Here is a 14,260-nt window from a genome sequence, read left to right as displayed (position 1 = left end):
AAAAATAGGAGATAAAAAATACAATATAATAGATTATAACGAAAGTATTTGTTAATTAGTGTTATGGAATAGAAAAAAATAATAAAGAGGTTAAGATAATTTACTTAACTAGGAAGTATTTTTTAATCAAATATCCCTTCATTAAAAGAATGATAATTAAATAAAAAGAATATTGAAACCAGATTTTGTTAAAAAAGGAGATAAAATTGCAATTGTTTCTACTGCAAGAAAGATTACGACAAAAGAAATACAAGATGCTATTATTATAGCTAAAAAATGGGGGTTAGAACCTGTAATAGGTGCTTCTATAGAAAAAGAATACAATCAATTTGCAGGATCAGATAAGGAAAGGGCTCTGGATTTTCAGAATATGTTAGATGATAAGGATATTAAAGCTATTTGGTGTGCAAGGGGCGGTTACGGTACCGTTAGAATTATTGATCATATTGATTTTACTACTTTTTTGAAACAACCAAAATGGATTATAGGATATTCTGATATTACTGTTTTGCACTCTCATATTCATAATTTAGGAGTAAGTACAGTACATGCGCTGATGCCAATTGATATTCATAACAATACTATAATGTCTATAGACTCATTAAGAGATGCTATTTTTGGAAAGAAAATGAAATATACGATTCCTTCTTCTAAAAAAAATAGCTTAGGGAATTGCAAAGGGCAATTAGTAGGAGGAAACTTATCTATTTTATATTCTCTATGTGGTTCTACTTCTTCTATAGATACTACAGGGAAGATTTTATGTATAGAAGATTTAGACGAATATCTTTATCATATTGATCGCATGCTACTAAACCTGAAACGCAATGGATATTTTGAAAACCTATCAGGATTAATTGTTGGAGGGATGACCAAAATGCACGATAACCGTATTCCTTTTGGGAAAAAAGTAAAAAAAATTATTTTGGATGTAGTCAAAGAGTATAATTTTCCTATTGCATTTAATTTTCCTATGGGGCACATAGAGGATCATAGAGCTTTAATTTTAGGAGAAGAAATTTCTTTAGAAATAGATAAAGAAGAAGTAATCGTAAGGTATCTATAAGTATGGCAGAACATAATGCTTTAGGTAAAAAAGGAGAGAAATTAGCAACTGATTTTTTAATCAAAAAAGGATATGATATTCTGGAGAAAAATTATCGATATTTAAAATCCGAAGTTGATATTATTGCCAGAAAAACAGATACAGTAATCGCAATAGAAGTAAAAACTCGAAGTACTCCGGAGTTTGGAAATCCACAAGATTTTGTAAAACCAAAACAGATCCAATCATTGGTTAAAGCAATGGATCATTATGTGGTAGAACAAGACTTGGATGTAGAAATACGTTTTGATATTATTGCGATCATAAAAAATAAATTAGGAACTAAGATTGAACACTTGGAGAATGCATTTTATCATTTTTGATTATAAATAATAAGGTTTTTAGAAAAGGCAATTAGCCCTTGGTTATAATTTAAGCAGTCTGATTTGCTCCTCTAATTCAGTTTTAAATTGCGCTTTGTTATCAATAAAAAAAGCTATTGTTTTAAACGTTTTAGATGTTCCATATAGCCCAGTAAGTATGTGTACTTTATTTAAAGTAATGATTATATTATGCCCTTCTAGTTCTCCTAGGGGTGATAATTTTCTGGTTTCAGAATTAAACTCAATATCTTTAGTTGATATTTCTACGGATTCGATAGCGTGTAAATCTATCTGAGTTTCATTTAAGATTCCATAGCGTAGGTATAGTGTGTTTTTATCTATAGAAATTGGTCTTTTTAATATAGATTTTAGAAAACCAAAAATCTGAATACTAGAATATATGCTTAGGATACTTGCTACCCAAGCGGCAATTATACTCCATTTAGATAAGAATATATGTAGAATGTATGTCTCAATGCCTATAATACCAATAAATGCAACTAACAAAGAGATTGTTCCATTGTTTTTATGATAGGAGTATTCGTTTTTTTGTAGTGCTCTTTTTTTCCAATATATAAAACCATAATAGCAAATAGCTAGTTCCATAGCAAGGAGTGAAGCAATTCTTGTAGGTAGAATTTCAGCACATGTTTTTTTTAGAATAGAGAAAAAATCTAACCTTTGTGTTGCATTAATCTTGTATTTTTTTATTGCTTTACGAACATTATATAATACATAGATGGCAATTCCTATTTCTACAAATGGAAATATCCACGTTTTAACCCACTGTAATATAAATTGGTGTTCTAGAGGAATGCTATAGAATCCAATTATCATGCCTACAACAGAAAGTGGAATACTAGTAGTTTTAGGAATATTCTTTTTCCTGATTAATGTGTAATATATTAAAGGTATAGTAAAAAGAAGATCGATTGATATACCTATAGATAATATACTAGGGTTTACTTCATAAAATTTTGATCGGGTAATCAAAATCATCGAAATCACTAAAAGTATTGGGACTCCAAAAACAAGTAAATTATTGCTCAATCTGGCTATTTTGTTCATATCCTAATACATCAATTTGTTCATCAGTTTCATTTATAATTACATACATCTCAGTGTATGTCCATAGCTCATTTTGTTTGGTTCCTACGACATATAGTTGAGCTTCTCCTTTTGGACCTTTTATTGGGATAGAAATATCTGCTGACCCAGTATTGTTCTCATATAGTAATTTACCATTTACAATACCATCAGTTTCTATAGGTTCACCTAATATATCTATGATGTAATCATCTTCATTTACTTTAATCAAAGCATCTTGATGAGGTGAGGATGCTGTAATCATTTTACTTATTCCAAATATTGCAGATCCCAAAAAGATAAAAAATAAAATAATAATAGTAAGGCACCCACCTAGAGGAACTGCCCAACCCCAATTTCTAGAAAACCAGCTTTTTTGTTGTATAGAATTATCCATAAAATAAAACGTATGTTACAGTATAAGTGTTATAAAAGTTTTTTTTGTTACTAAATTAAAATGATAAATAGTATAACTATTGAACAAGATAGAACAAACTAGTACATTTGTCAAAATTTTAAAATTGCAAGAAGCGATATCAATAACAGGAATTTCTTCTATATCTCCTTTAGGAATTTCCTCAGATGAGATATGGAGAGCTTATAAAGATCCGTCTCACTATATCTCTTTTAAAGAGTATGGAGGAGTGTCAACACCTATTTCGTTGCTTTCTAAGGAAGCTAAACAAATGATAGAGAATTTAAGAAACGAAAATTCTCATTATGAAGCATTAGATGATTCTGTTCTATTTGGTGTTTTTGCTGCCAGACAAGCAATCAAAGATGCTGGATGGGGAGATGGAGATCGCGATTTTGGGATTAATATTGGTTCTTCTCGGGGGGCAACACGACTTTTTGAAAAATATCATAAAGAGTTCCTCAACACAGGAAAATCATCTACATTAAGTTCACCTACGACGACATTAGGTAATATTTCGTCATGGGTGGCCCATGATTTACAATCTAGTGGTCCAGAAATCAGTCATTCTATTACATGTTCTACAGCATTGCATGCTGTTCTCAATGGAGTTGTTTGGTTGCAATCAGGTTTAGCAGATCGGTTTCTGGTGGGAGGAAGTGAAGCTCCTTTAACACCATTTACTATTGCACAAATGAAAGCTCTTAAAATATATGCAATAAATGATGGGTTAGATTATCCATGCCAGGCAATAAATTGGAATAAGAAAAGAAACTCGATGTTTCTTGGAGAAGGAGCTGCCATAGCATGTTTAGAAAAAGGAAAAAAAGAAAATGCTATAGCATTTATAACAGGTATTGGTTATGCTACAGAAACCCTAAAACATAATATATCGATCTCTACAGAGGCAGATTGTTTTCAAAAATCGATGAAAATGGCGTTAAAAGATACTCCACTAAATGAAGTGGATATTATCGTAATGCATGCTCCGGGAACAGTAAAAGGAGATATGGCAGAATATAATGCCATTAAAGCCGTTTTTAAAGATAAATTACCTGCTTTAACAACTAATAAGTGGAAGATAGGGCACACTTTTGGAGCTAGTGGAATATTAAGCTTAGAACTGGCAGTGTTAATGCTAAAATATCAGGAGTTTATTACTGTACCCTTTGTGAAGCATGATAAATTTCCAGAACGATTAAAAAAAATTATCGTAAATGCTGTAGGTTTTGGAGGCAATGCAGTTAGTGTATTATTAGAGTATCCATAATTTTTACGATATTTAAAACATAAAAAATTACTATTAATGAGAACACACACGATATTTCTTTTACTAAGTGCTGTTTTGTTTTTTCAAACTCAGGCACAAAAAACGATTCATGATGAGTTTGAATCTAAGTCGATATCTATTAACGGTTATGCTATTAATGTAGAAACCAAAGGTACGGGAAATCCAATGGTATTTATTGCTGGTGGACCGGGGGACTCACATGATTATTTACAGGGTAATTTTGGAGAATATTATAAGGATTGTCAAGTAGTATTTTTTGATGCATTAGGTAGAGGTTTATCTGATAATGCTAAGAATATAAAAGAATATTCGATATCAGGAGATGTAGAAATATTAGAAGGGATTAGAAAAGCATTGAAACTATCAAAATGGACTGTTGTAGGGCATTCTTATGGTACTGTTGTTGCTCAAGCATATGCTCTAAAATATCCAGAGCATACAGATAAAATGGTATTAATTAATGGATTTCATAGTGGATTAATGTGGCAAGCAAACTGTGATAGTTACAATCATTATGCAAAAACACATTTTCCAGAAAAATGGGTGATAGTAGACTCTCTAAGAGCTGCAGGCTATGTGTCTAGTGATCCAGAGTTTTCTAAAGTATATGGTGATTTTCCAATAAAATATATATATTACCATAATACAAAGTTACAACAACCCGTGCCTGCCAATGTAAAACGGTCATGGAACTCAGATGTGTATTATGGAATTGTAGGTAGAGATGCTGATTTTCATGTTACAGGAGATATGGGAGATATAGATTTTAGAAGAGCACTAAAAAATATAAAATCACCAACACTAATTATTGCTGGGCGTTATGATGGCGTCTCCACACCAGAATTTGCAGTACAATATAAAACATATATGCCTCAAGCAAGATTTGTAATGTTTGAAAATAGTGGGCATAATCCATGCTTAGAAGAGCCTGAAAAGTTTTTTAAATTATTTGAGAATTTTTTAGGGATAAAAAAGTAACCTATCAAATATGAGTTTATTATAGTAAATAGCTTAAGTGCAACCAGATTTTTAGTACATTTGACTTTTTAGATTTAGATGATTTATGAGCGTTATTAGACACGATTGGACAAAACAAGAAATTCTTGATATTTATAACATGCCTATGATGGATTTGCTGTATAAAGCGGCTACAATTCATAGAGAATATCACGACCCAAATACCGTACAGGTATCTACTCTTTTATCTATTAAAACAGGAGGATGTCCTGAAGATTGTGGGTATTGCCCACAAGCAGCAAGGTATCATACCGATATTGAAGGAAATGACCTAATGAGTGTACGGCAGGTAAAAGCTCAGGCACTTAGAGCGAAATCTTCAGGAAGCTCTAGAGTATGTATGGGAGCCGCTTGGCGTAATGTAAAAGATGGGCAAGAGTTTGAAGATGTATTAGAAATGGTGCGTACAATCAATAAATTAGATATGGAGGTATGTTGTACATTAGGTATGATTACCGAAAATCAAGCACAGCGCCTTGCAGAAGCAGGTCTGTATGCCTACAATCATAATTTAGATACGTCAGAAGAATATTATAAAGAAGTTATCTCTACACGAGGATATGAAGATCGTTTAAAAACGATAGATAATGTGCGTAAGACAAATGTTACAGTGTGTAGTGGAGGTATTATTGGTATGGGAGAAGAGGTAGAAGATCGTGCAGGGATGTTAGTAGCATTATCAAAACTAAATCCTCAGCCAGAATCAGTGCCTATAAATGCTTTGGTTGCTGTAGAAGGTACTCCAATGGAAGAAGAAAAACCTGTAGCGATATGGGATATGATTAGAATGGTCGCTACTACCAGAATTATTATGCCAAAAACACAAGTAAGATTATCCGCAGGAAGAACGGAGATGAGTAGAGAAGGACAAGCAATGTGTTTCTTTGCAGGTGCAAACTCTATTTTTGCAGGAGATAAACTATTAACTACCCCTAATCCCGATGTGAATAAGGACATGGAAATGTTTAAAATACTAGGGTTAAATCCACAGAAACCATTTGTGAAAAAAGCTCAGCCAGAAACAGTTGAAGCAGAAAACTCTAAATTTGAACCTAAAGGAGAGAAGCCTAAATGGTCTAGACCTGAGCATATTATCGAAAGAAATGAAACTGCAAAACAAAAGGGTAAAGAGGTAATAATAGCAAAGAAATAATTTTTAATATAGCGAGTATGTGATACCCTAAAGGTAAAGAAACGATCAAGGCTAAAAAAACTTTTTAAGGATAGATGTGTAGTTACAAAATTATGTAATCGAAAGAGTTATTTTAGATTGATTTATATTTAGACGTATCAAAAGAGTGTACTGCAAAATTAAACCATAGAGAAATATTATATATATCGTTTTTAACTCTAGGATTATATACGGACCTTCATAGTTAGAATCTAAGTATAAATATAATGACTTTAGTGAATTCTCTATTACTAATTAGTGTTTCTCAAGGATTCATTTTTGAGATGTTTATTTTCTCCATTTTTTAGAAACAAAATCAAAGACTATTTATGATATTCAATATTAATATTGTCAGTATTAATATTGAATATGTTTCTGGATGCTCTCTCTTTTTTTTTGATGATTACCCAATACTAAAAATTATTGATGATGTAAAATGGGTTTTTCTTTTCTCAACATTTTTTTCTTTTATATTATCAAGTTAATAAATCATGATATACAGAGGGCTAAAAAACTGAAATGATTATATCTGCCAATATTCTTATCAATTGTGCTTCATATCATTTTTGTTTTAGAAATAGATTATGAGCTTTATGCAATTGCTCTAAAGTACAGAGAAGACTTTTATTCCATAGCATTTGATATACAAGAACTATGCTGCTACGGTTTTAAATTTCTATTAGTGATTTGGTCTTATATATTGATAAAGAAAATAATTCCTTTTGATAATGAAATTGATAGAGGAATAGAAAGAGCTATGCTGTTTCTAAAAAAATAATATATTTTATTCTTGTTATACGATTATATTAATTCATTTACTTTTTCATAGACAAGATGAGTTTCCCATCCTCTATATAAAAGAAAATCAGCAAGTTTTTTGCGTTTTTTATTTTTGTCTAGCGCTATAATCGTATTATATTTTTTTTCAGCAAGCTCATGAAAAGTGTTATGATAGTCTATTTCTGAAATTTCTTTGAGGGCAGTTTTTATATTGTATGCTGAGATTTCTCTAAATTTTAGCTCTCTAATGATACGCTGTTTTCCCCATTTTTTGATATTGAACTTTCCTCTGGCAAAGGATTTAGCAAAACGCTCTTCATTAAGAAAATTATGTTCTAAAAGATGCAGTATAATTTTTTCTTTAGCTTCAGGGATAAGCGTCATTGTTCTGAGTTTATGTTCTATATCTTTATGACAACGCTCTTGATAAGCACAATAGTGCTCCATTTTTCGTGTTGCCTCTACTACAGTTATAGATTTGATAGAATTCTTATACATTAATACAAATGTACAGGAACTTTTAATTAAACTTTTAGAATTAATAGATTGTTAGTGATGGTATCTTTTTTTAGAATAGCCGTATTCTTTAAAAAATGCTTAATTTTTTCTTCCTCTGGTTTTTCTTTTATGTCCTGTAATAATTTATTTTTGGTAAGTTTTCTAAGCTCTAAAGGTGCATATTTAGTTTTGAAATAGTACGTTTCGAAAATAGACCAATCAGGGATCATTCTTTTATTTTCTTTATAAACATGAAGCCAATCATTATGACCTATATATTCACAAAAATTACCAGTAGGTAGAATAGTAAAATAGAAAGGGTCAATTTCATAATCATGATCAAAACCTGAAATTATTTTTTTTTCGAGATCATCAGTATTTATAGGGTTAGATGCGTAGAACATAAGTGTTTCTAATTTATGAATTAAATCATAGGCCTCTACTTTACTAATTCCGTTAAAATGGTTTAAGGTTTTATAGAGTAGTTCTTTATTGTCTTTCATAATTGTTTGATTTTTTAAAACAGATACTATATGTTTAGAAAGAATTCTGTTGTATTAATAATGCATTTTTGGAGGATTTAGAATTGTGGTATCCTTATATATAAAATGATTATTTTTTTTAGTAATTGTAACAATAAAAGAGGCTAATTAGAATTCATAATACTGGATAAAATACATGTCGTTTTTAAATGAAATAATATACAGTATTATGAATTTAGAAAGAGCTTTACTTTTTTATAAGTTTTGTTATACTATTAGTTTTGAAAAATTAGGTTTTTAGTAGTAGTTTTTGGCCAAGGATTTGGAATACATCCACCGTTACCATCATCATGATGGCCTCCAATAATACTCCTTAATTCTTTACTTGATAGTGTTTGTAGATTTTTCATAGTTTTGATTTTTAATGTATTAATTGTATTTAAAGATGTTTCTAAATTGATAAAAAATTCGTTCAATTATTTTTAAGTCTTCAGTGATAATACCTGCCGTACCTCTCATTTCTCTATTAAAAGCTAATGTTTTTCCGTATGTTGTATTTAAGTTTTGAGGCAGGTTAACTTCTATATAATAATTTCCGTCGATGTCTGGTGATAAAGACATACTGATTACTTCTCCTGTAATCATTCCGAATTCTTGATACGGATAACTGTCTAGTTTGATAAGTACATTCTGGTCTGATTTAATTTTTCCGGTATTAACAGCAGAAGTTGTGATTTTTCCGACTAATGGGGATTCTGTTGGTAAAATAGTTAGTACATTATCTCCTTCATTTACAAATTGATTTTTCCCCCAAAATTTCTGAAAACTTACTTTACCATCAATAGAAGCTACCAATAAATAATTTTGTTCCCATTTTTTTATAGCTCGTTTTAGTTGTTTATAAGATGAAATTACATCTTTTAGGTATTTAGTATTGTTTTGGATTTTATTAATATTAGATCCTTCAATACTTCTTTGAGTATTGTTTTTAGATTCTTGAAGCTGAGACATATTAATTTTGGTATTTTCATAATTACGCTGAGCTTGTAAAAAACTTAATTCTTTATTTTCGAATTCTACTTTAGATATTACTCCCTTTTTATATAGAGTCTGTGTGCGTTCTATATCTTGTTTTCTTACTGCTATTTCTTTTTCTTCAAGATCTCTTTGAATTTTAAGTATTCGTATTCTACTATTTAATTCAGAGACAGTTTGGTGCCCAGATAATGTTGTAATAGAAAAAGGTTTTAAGTTTTTGTTTAATATATACTCAGTATACGATTTTTCAAATAATGCATAATCTTGTTCTAATTCTCCTAGAGATAATAATTCTGTTTTATCAATAGGAAAACTAAAGTTAGTGTGATTTGGACTAAGGGTATCTATTATACTTTTTAAAGCTAAGAAGTCTTCATAGTCAGCTGTATTTTCTATAACAGCTAGAACTTGCCCACGTTTTACTTTGTCTTGGTCATTAATTAATAATTTTACAATACGACCACTTGTCTTTGCTTCGATTTTTTCTACAGGAATAGCTGTGGTAACCATGATTTTAGAGGTTACAATATCAGGGTAAGATACAATGCAACTAGCAGTTACAATCAATAAGAATACAAAGAAAATAACAGTTATTCCCCAGCGGATCATCCAACTAGGAGGATTGCTTAATATTTCTTCAACTTCTTCTGAGCGAAGTTCTATGTCTTTTAATATGTTTTTTTCTTGAACAGGCATACTATTTTAATTTACTGAAGTTAATTTTTTAAACATTAACAACCTTTACTCCATTAGGTATTGGTTTTTTAAACATTACTTGTTTTTGGGTATTTAATCGTTCTAAGTCTAATTGGTTTTTTACCAGTTCATAGTAAGCACCTCTTAGAGCTACTAATTCTGTATGGTTACCTTTTTCAACTATTTTTCCTTTATCTAATACTACTATTTGATCTGCATTTTTTACAGTACTTAATCGATGTGCTATGACTACAGCTGTACGTCCTTTAAAAAAAGTATCTAAATTTCCCATAATTATTTTTTCATTTTTGGCATCTAATGCACTAGTTGCTTCGTCAAAAAAGATGAAGTCTGGATTTTTATACACAGCTCTAGCGATTAGTAATCGTTGTTTTTCTCCCCCGCTGATGCCTACACCTTCATTTCCGATTTCGGTATTGTAACTTAAAGGAAGTGCTTCTATGAATGATTTAATGTTTGCTACTTTTACAGCATGCATAAGTTTCTCTTTATCAATTTCAGCTTCTCCTAATGCAATATTATTAGCGATAGTGTCATTAAAAATGTATCCATCTTGCATTACAACACCGCATTTACCTCTCCAGGCTTTTTGTGAAATATTTTCAAAATTTTGATCCCCTAATTTTATAACCCCTTTATTTGGTTTATAAAAACGCATTAGTGTTTTCATTAAAGTAGTTTTACCACTTCCCGAAGCTCCTACAATAGCAGTAGTTTTATTGTGTGGAATTATAAGACTCATATCTTCGATTACAGGATCTGCAGCTCCAATATACCTAAAGGTTAAATTTTCAACTTCGATATTTTCATTTGCAGGTATTTCATATATTTTTGCTTCTTCAATGTTTTCTTCATCTTTTTTGTCATGAATTTCTTTTAAGCGTTCTAGACTTATTTTAGCATCTTGTGTATCCTGAATAAATTCTAGTAATTGTGCAATAGGACCATTTAATTGACCAATTATATATTGTATAGATAACATCATACCTAATGTAATTTCTCCGCTAATTACTAGAGAAGCGGCAGTAAATGTGATCAGTATATTTTTAAACTGATTAATAGATGAAGAACCAATAGTTTGCATTTGCTCTAATGATAATCCTTGTGTAGCTACTTTAAATAAACGTATCTGAATAAACTCCCATCCCCATCGTTTTTGTTTCTCTGCATTATGTAGTTTGATTTCTTGCATTCCTTCGATAAGTTCAATAGTCTTACTTTGTTCATCACTCATCTGCGAGAAACGTTTGTAGTCTAATTCTTTTCTTTTTTTTAGGAAAAAGAAAATCCAGCCTATTAATAATGCACTACCAGCGGCAAAAATTCCAAAAATCTTAAGATTATAGTAAATGAGAACTGCACTAAAAATGATAATATTGAAAAAAGAAAATAAGGTGTTTAAAGAAGAATTAGTCAATAATTTTTCTATTCGTTGATGATCGTTGATACGTTGCATAATATCACCTGTCATTCTTGTGTCAAAATATGAAATTGGTAGATTCATCAACTTTATAAAGAAATCAGAGACTAGTGAAATATTGACTCGAGTACTAAGATGTAATAATATCCAACCCCGTATAGCTTCGATACTAACTTGTCCTAGATACAGCATTATCTGTGCTCCTAAAATCAGATATATAAAATTAATGTCTTGGTTTTGTATACCGATATCAACAATGCTTTGTGTCATAAAAGGAAACACAAGTTGTAATAAACTACCTGCTAATAATCCAATCATAAGTTGGATCATTAAGCTTTTATATTTAAACAGATACCTAGATAGAAATGAAAATCCAGACTTATGATCTGTTTTTTCCCAATCTGTATCATAAAATTTTGGAGTGGTTTCTAATAGTAATGTAAGACCTTCTTGTGTAGATTTCTTTGCATTATTACCAATCCAAGCTTCTATGAATTCTTCTTTCTTATATTCGATTAATCCATAAGAGGGGTCAGAAATATATATGGTATCATTTTTAATTTTATAAACAACGACAAAATGATATTTATTCCAATGAACAATACAGGGGAGAGGTACTTCTTCTTTAAAAGTTTCATAATCTGTTTTGATACCAATCGTTTTGTACCCCAAGTTTTCAGCTGCCTCGGATAATCCTAAAAAGGTACTTCCTGTTCTTGTAGTTTGACTTAAGTTTCGAATGGTTTCTAATGGAATAACTTTTCCATTGTGTTTGCTTATTATACGAAGACATGTAGGTCCACAATCTTTAGCTCCAGGTTGTTTGTAGAAAGGAAAAGTTTTCATTTTTTATGTGTTTTCAGTTTGTTTTTTATTCTTTTGATAGAATATCAGTCTTGCACTACAGATAAAACTAGTATAGTGTTAAGTAATTACCCCAGTTGTCTTGGTTATATTGTATAGAAGATAATATGAACCCAGACCCCAGAATCCCCTCCAGTAAACTATACCTATCATATGGATATTTATTTTCGTCTTTTTGAAAAATTTCAGGCATTAATATCTCTTCTTCTATCGATAGTACTTTATCAACATTTTTTAAAAACTCATTTTGCCAGATTGTTAGGTTTTTCTGGATTTTTGGATCTTGTATTAAGTTATTAAGTTTAAATAAAAGATATGTTATTCCTCCTAAACCATGACTCATCCCGATATCTTGAAACGAATGTTTTTTAAAGTGCATGATTCCAGAGTTTTTTGGGGTTTTGGAAGAAACGTCAAGAGTTAATTGATGTGCTTTTTCTTTTAGATCTTCGCGATTCAAAATTGAACCAGTATAATACAAACTACTGGCAACAGTTAAATTACCATGTAATTCTGCAACGTTAAAATATTCTTCTCCTTCATTGATATCCTTTCCTCTAATGGTAACTTCTTTTTTAAAGTTTAGTGATTCTAATAAAACATTTATGAGTTTATCGATCATTTCGTCAATTAGAGCATTTTTGTATCCTAGTTCTTTAAGTCTAACCAAAAATTTTAAGACTGTTGGGTGACCATTAAAAAAACCAATATTTAGTCCCGCATTTAATTGAAGATCTTTCCAGTTAATAAGTCCACTTTCTTCAATTTTATTGTCATATAATGATTGTATAACTGTATTGATGATAGTTGATGCTTTTTCTTGATCAACACTTTTTGAATATAAATAATATTGAATTTTACCTAAACAACCATGAAGAACATTATAGTTGTGATTTGCTAAATCGTATTCAATTGATTGTAGCAAGTGAGGTTCTAGGTTTTTAAGACTATCTTCATTCTCTAAAACTCCACATTCAGTTAGATAGTTAACTGTCCAAAATATACCTTCAAACCCATGAACCAAGCTATAATTTAATTCATGTTCAGCAAAAACCTTTACAGTTTTATCAAATAACTCTAATGCTTTTTGTTTGTATGACTCATCTTTGGTATGAGTATATTGTGTCGCAAAAAATAGAATTACACCAAGATCTTCATCTATAATAGGAAGGTTTACTTTTTTTGCTTTAGTATAGAGTTTATCTTCTATCTTATTTAAAACGTTTATTGCTGTTTCCATATGAATTAGTTTTGTATATTTGATTTATAATAACATGTATTTAGTTATTACTGATCCTTCTGTAAATGGATTTAAAAATTTAAATAAACTATCCCGATCCCTTAAATCAGGATAGTTTTTTATTTTACAGTGAATTACTTGATGTTTTCAAGATTGATACTAAGAGTCCAAGTACATTGTCTTTTAGTACTTTTGATACATAGTCCACCGTTTACTTTTTGCATTTCTTGATTGCTTAAATGTGATACTGTTTTTTTGTTTAAATCTAACATGATATTTAATTTTAAAGATTTGATTTTTGCTTACTCTAATTGAGGATTTTCAGCTTTCTCCTTCTGTAAATTTTTTAAAAACTTTAGTAAAACTATCCTAACTCCCTTAAGCTAGGATAGTTGTTGGATTTTAGTTATTTAGCAGCTTTAAGGTTGATAGTAAGCGTCCAAGTACAAGCTCTTTTGGTACTTTTGATACATAGCCCACCATTAACTTTTTGTAATTCTTGGTTACTTAAGTGTGATACTGTTTTTTTGTTTAAATCTAACATGATATTTAATTTTAAAGATTTGATTTTTGCTTACTCTGATTAAGGATTTTCAGCTTTCTCCTTCTGTAAATTTTTAAAACTTTGGTAAAACTATCCTAACTCCCTTAAGTCAGGATAGTTTTTAATCTTACAGTGAATTACTTGATGTTTTCAAGATTGATACTAAGAGTCCAAGTACATTGTCTTTTAGTACTTTTGATACATAGTCCACCATTTACTTTTTGCATTTCTTGGTTGCTTAAATGTGATACTGTTTTTTTGTTTAAATC

At 30.2% G+C, this 14,260-nt stretch carries 17 protein-coding genes; 6 read left to right on the top strand and 11 right to left on the bottom strand.

Annotation, left to right across the window (positions count from 1 at the left end):
• The first annotated feature begins 169 nt into the window (after window positions 1–169).
• Together N456_RS11235 and N456_RS11230 are read left to right on the top strand one after the other, a co-directional pair.
• Window positions 170–1,066: a S66 peptidase family protein gene (locus tag N456_RS11235; protein WP_062056919.1), complete on the top strand. Its 897-nt coding sequence runs from the start codon at window positions 170–172 to the stop codon at window positions 1,064–1,066.
• A gap of 2 nt (window positions 1,067–1,068) precedes the next feature.
• Entirely contained in the window at window positions 1,069–1,428 is a 360-nt protein-coding gene (locus tag N456_RS11230; protein WP_062056917.1) for a YraN family protein, read from the top strand.
• Between the two features lie 42 nt (window positions 1,429–1,470).
• On the opposite strand, the gene N456_RS11225 is transcribed toward N456_RS11230, so the two are convergent.
• Together N456_RS11225 and N456_RS11220 are read right to left on the bottom strand one after the other, a co-directional pair.
• Window positions 1,471–2,496, bottom strand: a complete 1,026-nt coding sequence (locus N456_RS11225; protein ID WP_062056915.1) for a hypothetical protein — start codon at window positions 2,494–2,496, stop codon at window positions 1,471–1,473.
• Window positions 2,468–2,911, bottom strand: a complete 444-nt coding sequence (locus N456_RS11220; RefSeq protein WP_062056914.1) for a cytochrome c oxidase assembly factor Coa1 family protein — start codon at window positions 2,909–2,911, stop codon at window positions 2,468–2,470. Before N456_RS11220 ends, N456_RS11225 begins: the two co-directional genes overlap by 29 nt.
• A gap of 124 nt (window positions 2,912–3,035) precedes the next feature.
• On the opposite strand from N456_RS11220, the gene N456_RS11215 reads away from it, so the two are divergent.
• From N456_RS11215 to N456_RS11200, 4 genes are all read left to right on the top strand, one after another.
• On the top strand, window positions 3,036–4,199 hold the full coding sequence (locus N456_RS11215) for a beta-ketoacyl synthase N-terminal-like domain-containing protein (protein WP_062057500.1): 1,164 nt from the start codon (window positions 3,036–3,038) through the stop codon (window positions 4,197–4,199).
• Between the two features lie 36 nt (window positions 4,200–4,235).
• A complete protein-coding gene (locus N456_RS11210; RefSeq protein WP_062056912.1) occupies window positions 4,236–5,198 on the top strand; it encodes an alpha/beta fold hydrolase in 963 nt (320 codons plus the stop codon).
• A gap of 85 nt (window positions 5,199–5,283) precedes the next feature.
• Window positions 5,284–6,390: a biotin synthase BioB gene (gene bioB, locus N456_RS11205; protein ID WP_062056910.1), complete on the top strand. Its 1,107-nt coding sequence runs from the start codon at window positions 5,284–5,286 to the stop codon at window positions 6,388–6,390.
• Between the two features lie 568 nt (window positions 6,391–6,958).
• The gene (locus tag N456_RS11200; RefSeq protein WP_062056908.1) at window positions 6,959–7,186 is read left to right on the top strand and encodes a hypothetical protein; all 228 of its coding nucleotides are present in this window, start codon (window positions 6,959–6,961) and stop codon (window positions 7,184–7,186) included.
• Window positions 7,187–7,209: 23 nt separating this feature from the next.
• Here N456_RS11200 and N456_RS11195 read toward each other — a convergent pair whose 3' ends face one another.
• From N456_RS11195 to N456_RS25400, 9 genes are all read right to left on the bottom strand, one after another.
• Window positions 7,210–7,686 carry a regulatory protein RecX gene (locus N456_RS11195; RefSeq protein WP_062056906.1) on the bottom strand — a complete coding sequence of 159 codons (477 nt, stop codon included), beginning with the start codon at window positions 7,684–7,686 and terminating at the stop codon, window positions 7,210–7,212.
• Window positions 7,687–7,712: 26 nt separating this feature from the next.
• Window positions 7,713–8,189, bottom strand: a complete 477-nt coding sequence (locus N456_RS11190) for a hypothetical protein (RefSeq protein WP_062056905.1) — start codon at window positions 8,187–8,189, stop codon at window positions 7,713–7,715.
• 254 nt (window positions 8,190–8,443) lie between these two features.
• Complete coding sequence (locus N456_RS11185; RefSeq protein WP_148639295.1) at window positions 8,444–8,578, bottom strand: bacteriocin; 135 nt, start codon at window positions 8,576–8,578, stop codon at window positions 8,444–8,446.
• 19 nt (window positions 8,579–8,597) lie between these two features.
• The gene (locus N456_RS11180; RefSeq protein WP_062056900.1) at window positions 8,598–9,902 is read right to left on the bottom strand and encodes an HlyD family secretion protein; all 1,305 of its coding nucleotides are present in this window, start codon (window positions 9,900–9,902) and stop codon (window positions 8,598–8,600) included.
• A gap of 28 nt (window positions 9,903–9,930) precedes the next feature.
• Window positions 9,931–12,189: a peptidase domain-containing ABC transporter gene (locus tag N456_RS11175; RefSeq protein ID WP_082422510.1), complete on the bottom strand. Its 2,259-nt coding sequence runs from the start codon at window positions 12,187–12,189 to the stop codon at window positions 9,931–9,933.
• Window positions 12,190–12,256: 67 nt separating this feature from the next.
• Window positions 12,257–13,447 carry a lanthionine synthetase LanC family protein gene (locus N456_RS11170; RefSeq protein ID WP_062056898.1) on the bottom strand — a complete coding sequence of 397 codons (1,191 nt, stop codon included), beginning with the start codon at window positions 13,445–13,447 and terminating at the stop codon, window positions 12,257–12,259.
• 134 nt (window positions 13,448–13,581) lie between these two features.
• Window positions 13,582–13,719 carry a class I lanthipeptide gene (locus tag N456_RS24425; RefSeq protein ID WP_158447874.1) on the bottom strand — a complete coding sequence of 46 codons (138 nt, stop codon included), beginning with the start codon at window positions 13,717–13,719 and terminating at the stop codon, window positions 13,582–13,584.
• 134 nt (window positions 13,720–13,853) lie between these two features.
• Window positions 13,854–13,991, bottom strand: coding sequence for a class I lanthipeptide (locus N456_RS24420; protein ID WP_158447873.1), 138 nt, complete (start codon window positions 13,989–13,991; stop codon window positions 13,854–13,856).
• Between the two features lie 137 nt (window positions 13,992–14,128).
• A partial coding sequence (locus N456_RS25400) for a class I lanthipeptide (RefSeq protein WP_205410270.1) occupies window positions 14,129–14,260 on the bottom strand: 132 nt, incomplete at its 5' end.

It is taken from the genome of Aquimarina longa SW024 (assembly GCF_001401755.1).
GTDB lineage: Bacteria > Bacteroidota > Bacteroidia > Flavobacteriales > Flavobacteriaceae > Aquimarina > Aquimarina longa.
The sequence above is the reverse complement of the archived record's forward strand: the minus strand, read 5'-3'. Positions and strand labels throughout refer to the sequence as shown.

Bases quoted from the DNA above. Each gene is read 5' to 3' on its own strand.
- N456_RS11190 (WP_062056905.1), bottom strand. From the start codon at position 8,189: ATGAAAGACAATAAAGAACTACTCTATAAAACCTTAAACCATTTTAAC.
- bioB (WP_062056910.1), top strand. From the start codon at position 5,284: ATGAGCGTTATTAGACACGATTGGACAAAACAAGAAATTCTTGATATT.
- N456_RS11170 (WP_062056898.1), bottom strand. From the start codon at position 13,447: ATGGAAACAGCAATAAACGTTTTAAATAAGATAGAAGATAAACTCTAT.
- N456_RS11210 (WP_062056912.1), top strand. From the start codon at position 4,236: ATGAGAACACACACGATATTTCTTTTACTAAGTGCTGTTTTGTTTTTT.
- N456_RS11175 (WP_082422510.1), bottom strand. From the start codon at position 12,189: ATGAAAACTTTTCCTTTCTACAAACAACCTGGAGCTAAAGATTGTGGA.
- N456_RS11180 (WP_062056900.1), bottom strand. From the start codon at position 9,902: ATGCCTGTTCAAGAAAAAAACATATTAAAAGACATAGAACTTCGCTCA.
- N456_RS11195 (WP_062056906.1), bottom strand. From the start codon at position 7,686: ATGTATAAGAATTCTATCAAATCTATAACTGTAGTAGAGGCAACACGA.
- N456_RS11220 (WP_062056914.1), bottom strand. From the start codon at position 2,911: ATGGATAATTCTATACAACAAAAAAGCTGGTTTTCTAGAAATTGGGGT.
- N456_RS11230 (WP_062056917.1), top strand. From the start codon at position 1,069: ATGGCAGAACATAATGCTTTAGGTAAAAAAGGAGAGAAATTAGCAACT.
- N456_RS24420 (WP_158447873.1), bottom strand. From the start codon at position 13,991: ATGTTAGATTTAAACAAAAAAACAGTATCACACTTAAGTAACCAAGAA.
- N456_RS11185 (WP_148639295.1), bottom strand. From the start codon at position 8,578: ATGAAAAATCTACAAACACTATCAAGTAAAGAATTAAGGAGTATTATT.
- N456_RS24425 (WP_158447874.1), bottom strand. From the start codon at position 13,719: ATGTTAGATTTAAACAAAAAAACAGTATCACATTTAAGCAATCAAGAA.
- N456_RS11225 (WP_062056915.1), bottom strand. From the start codon at position 2,496: ATGAACAAAATAGCCAGATTGAGCAATAATTTACTTGTTTTTGGAGTC.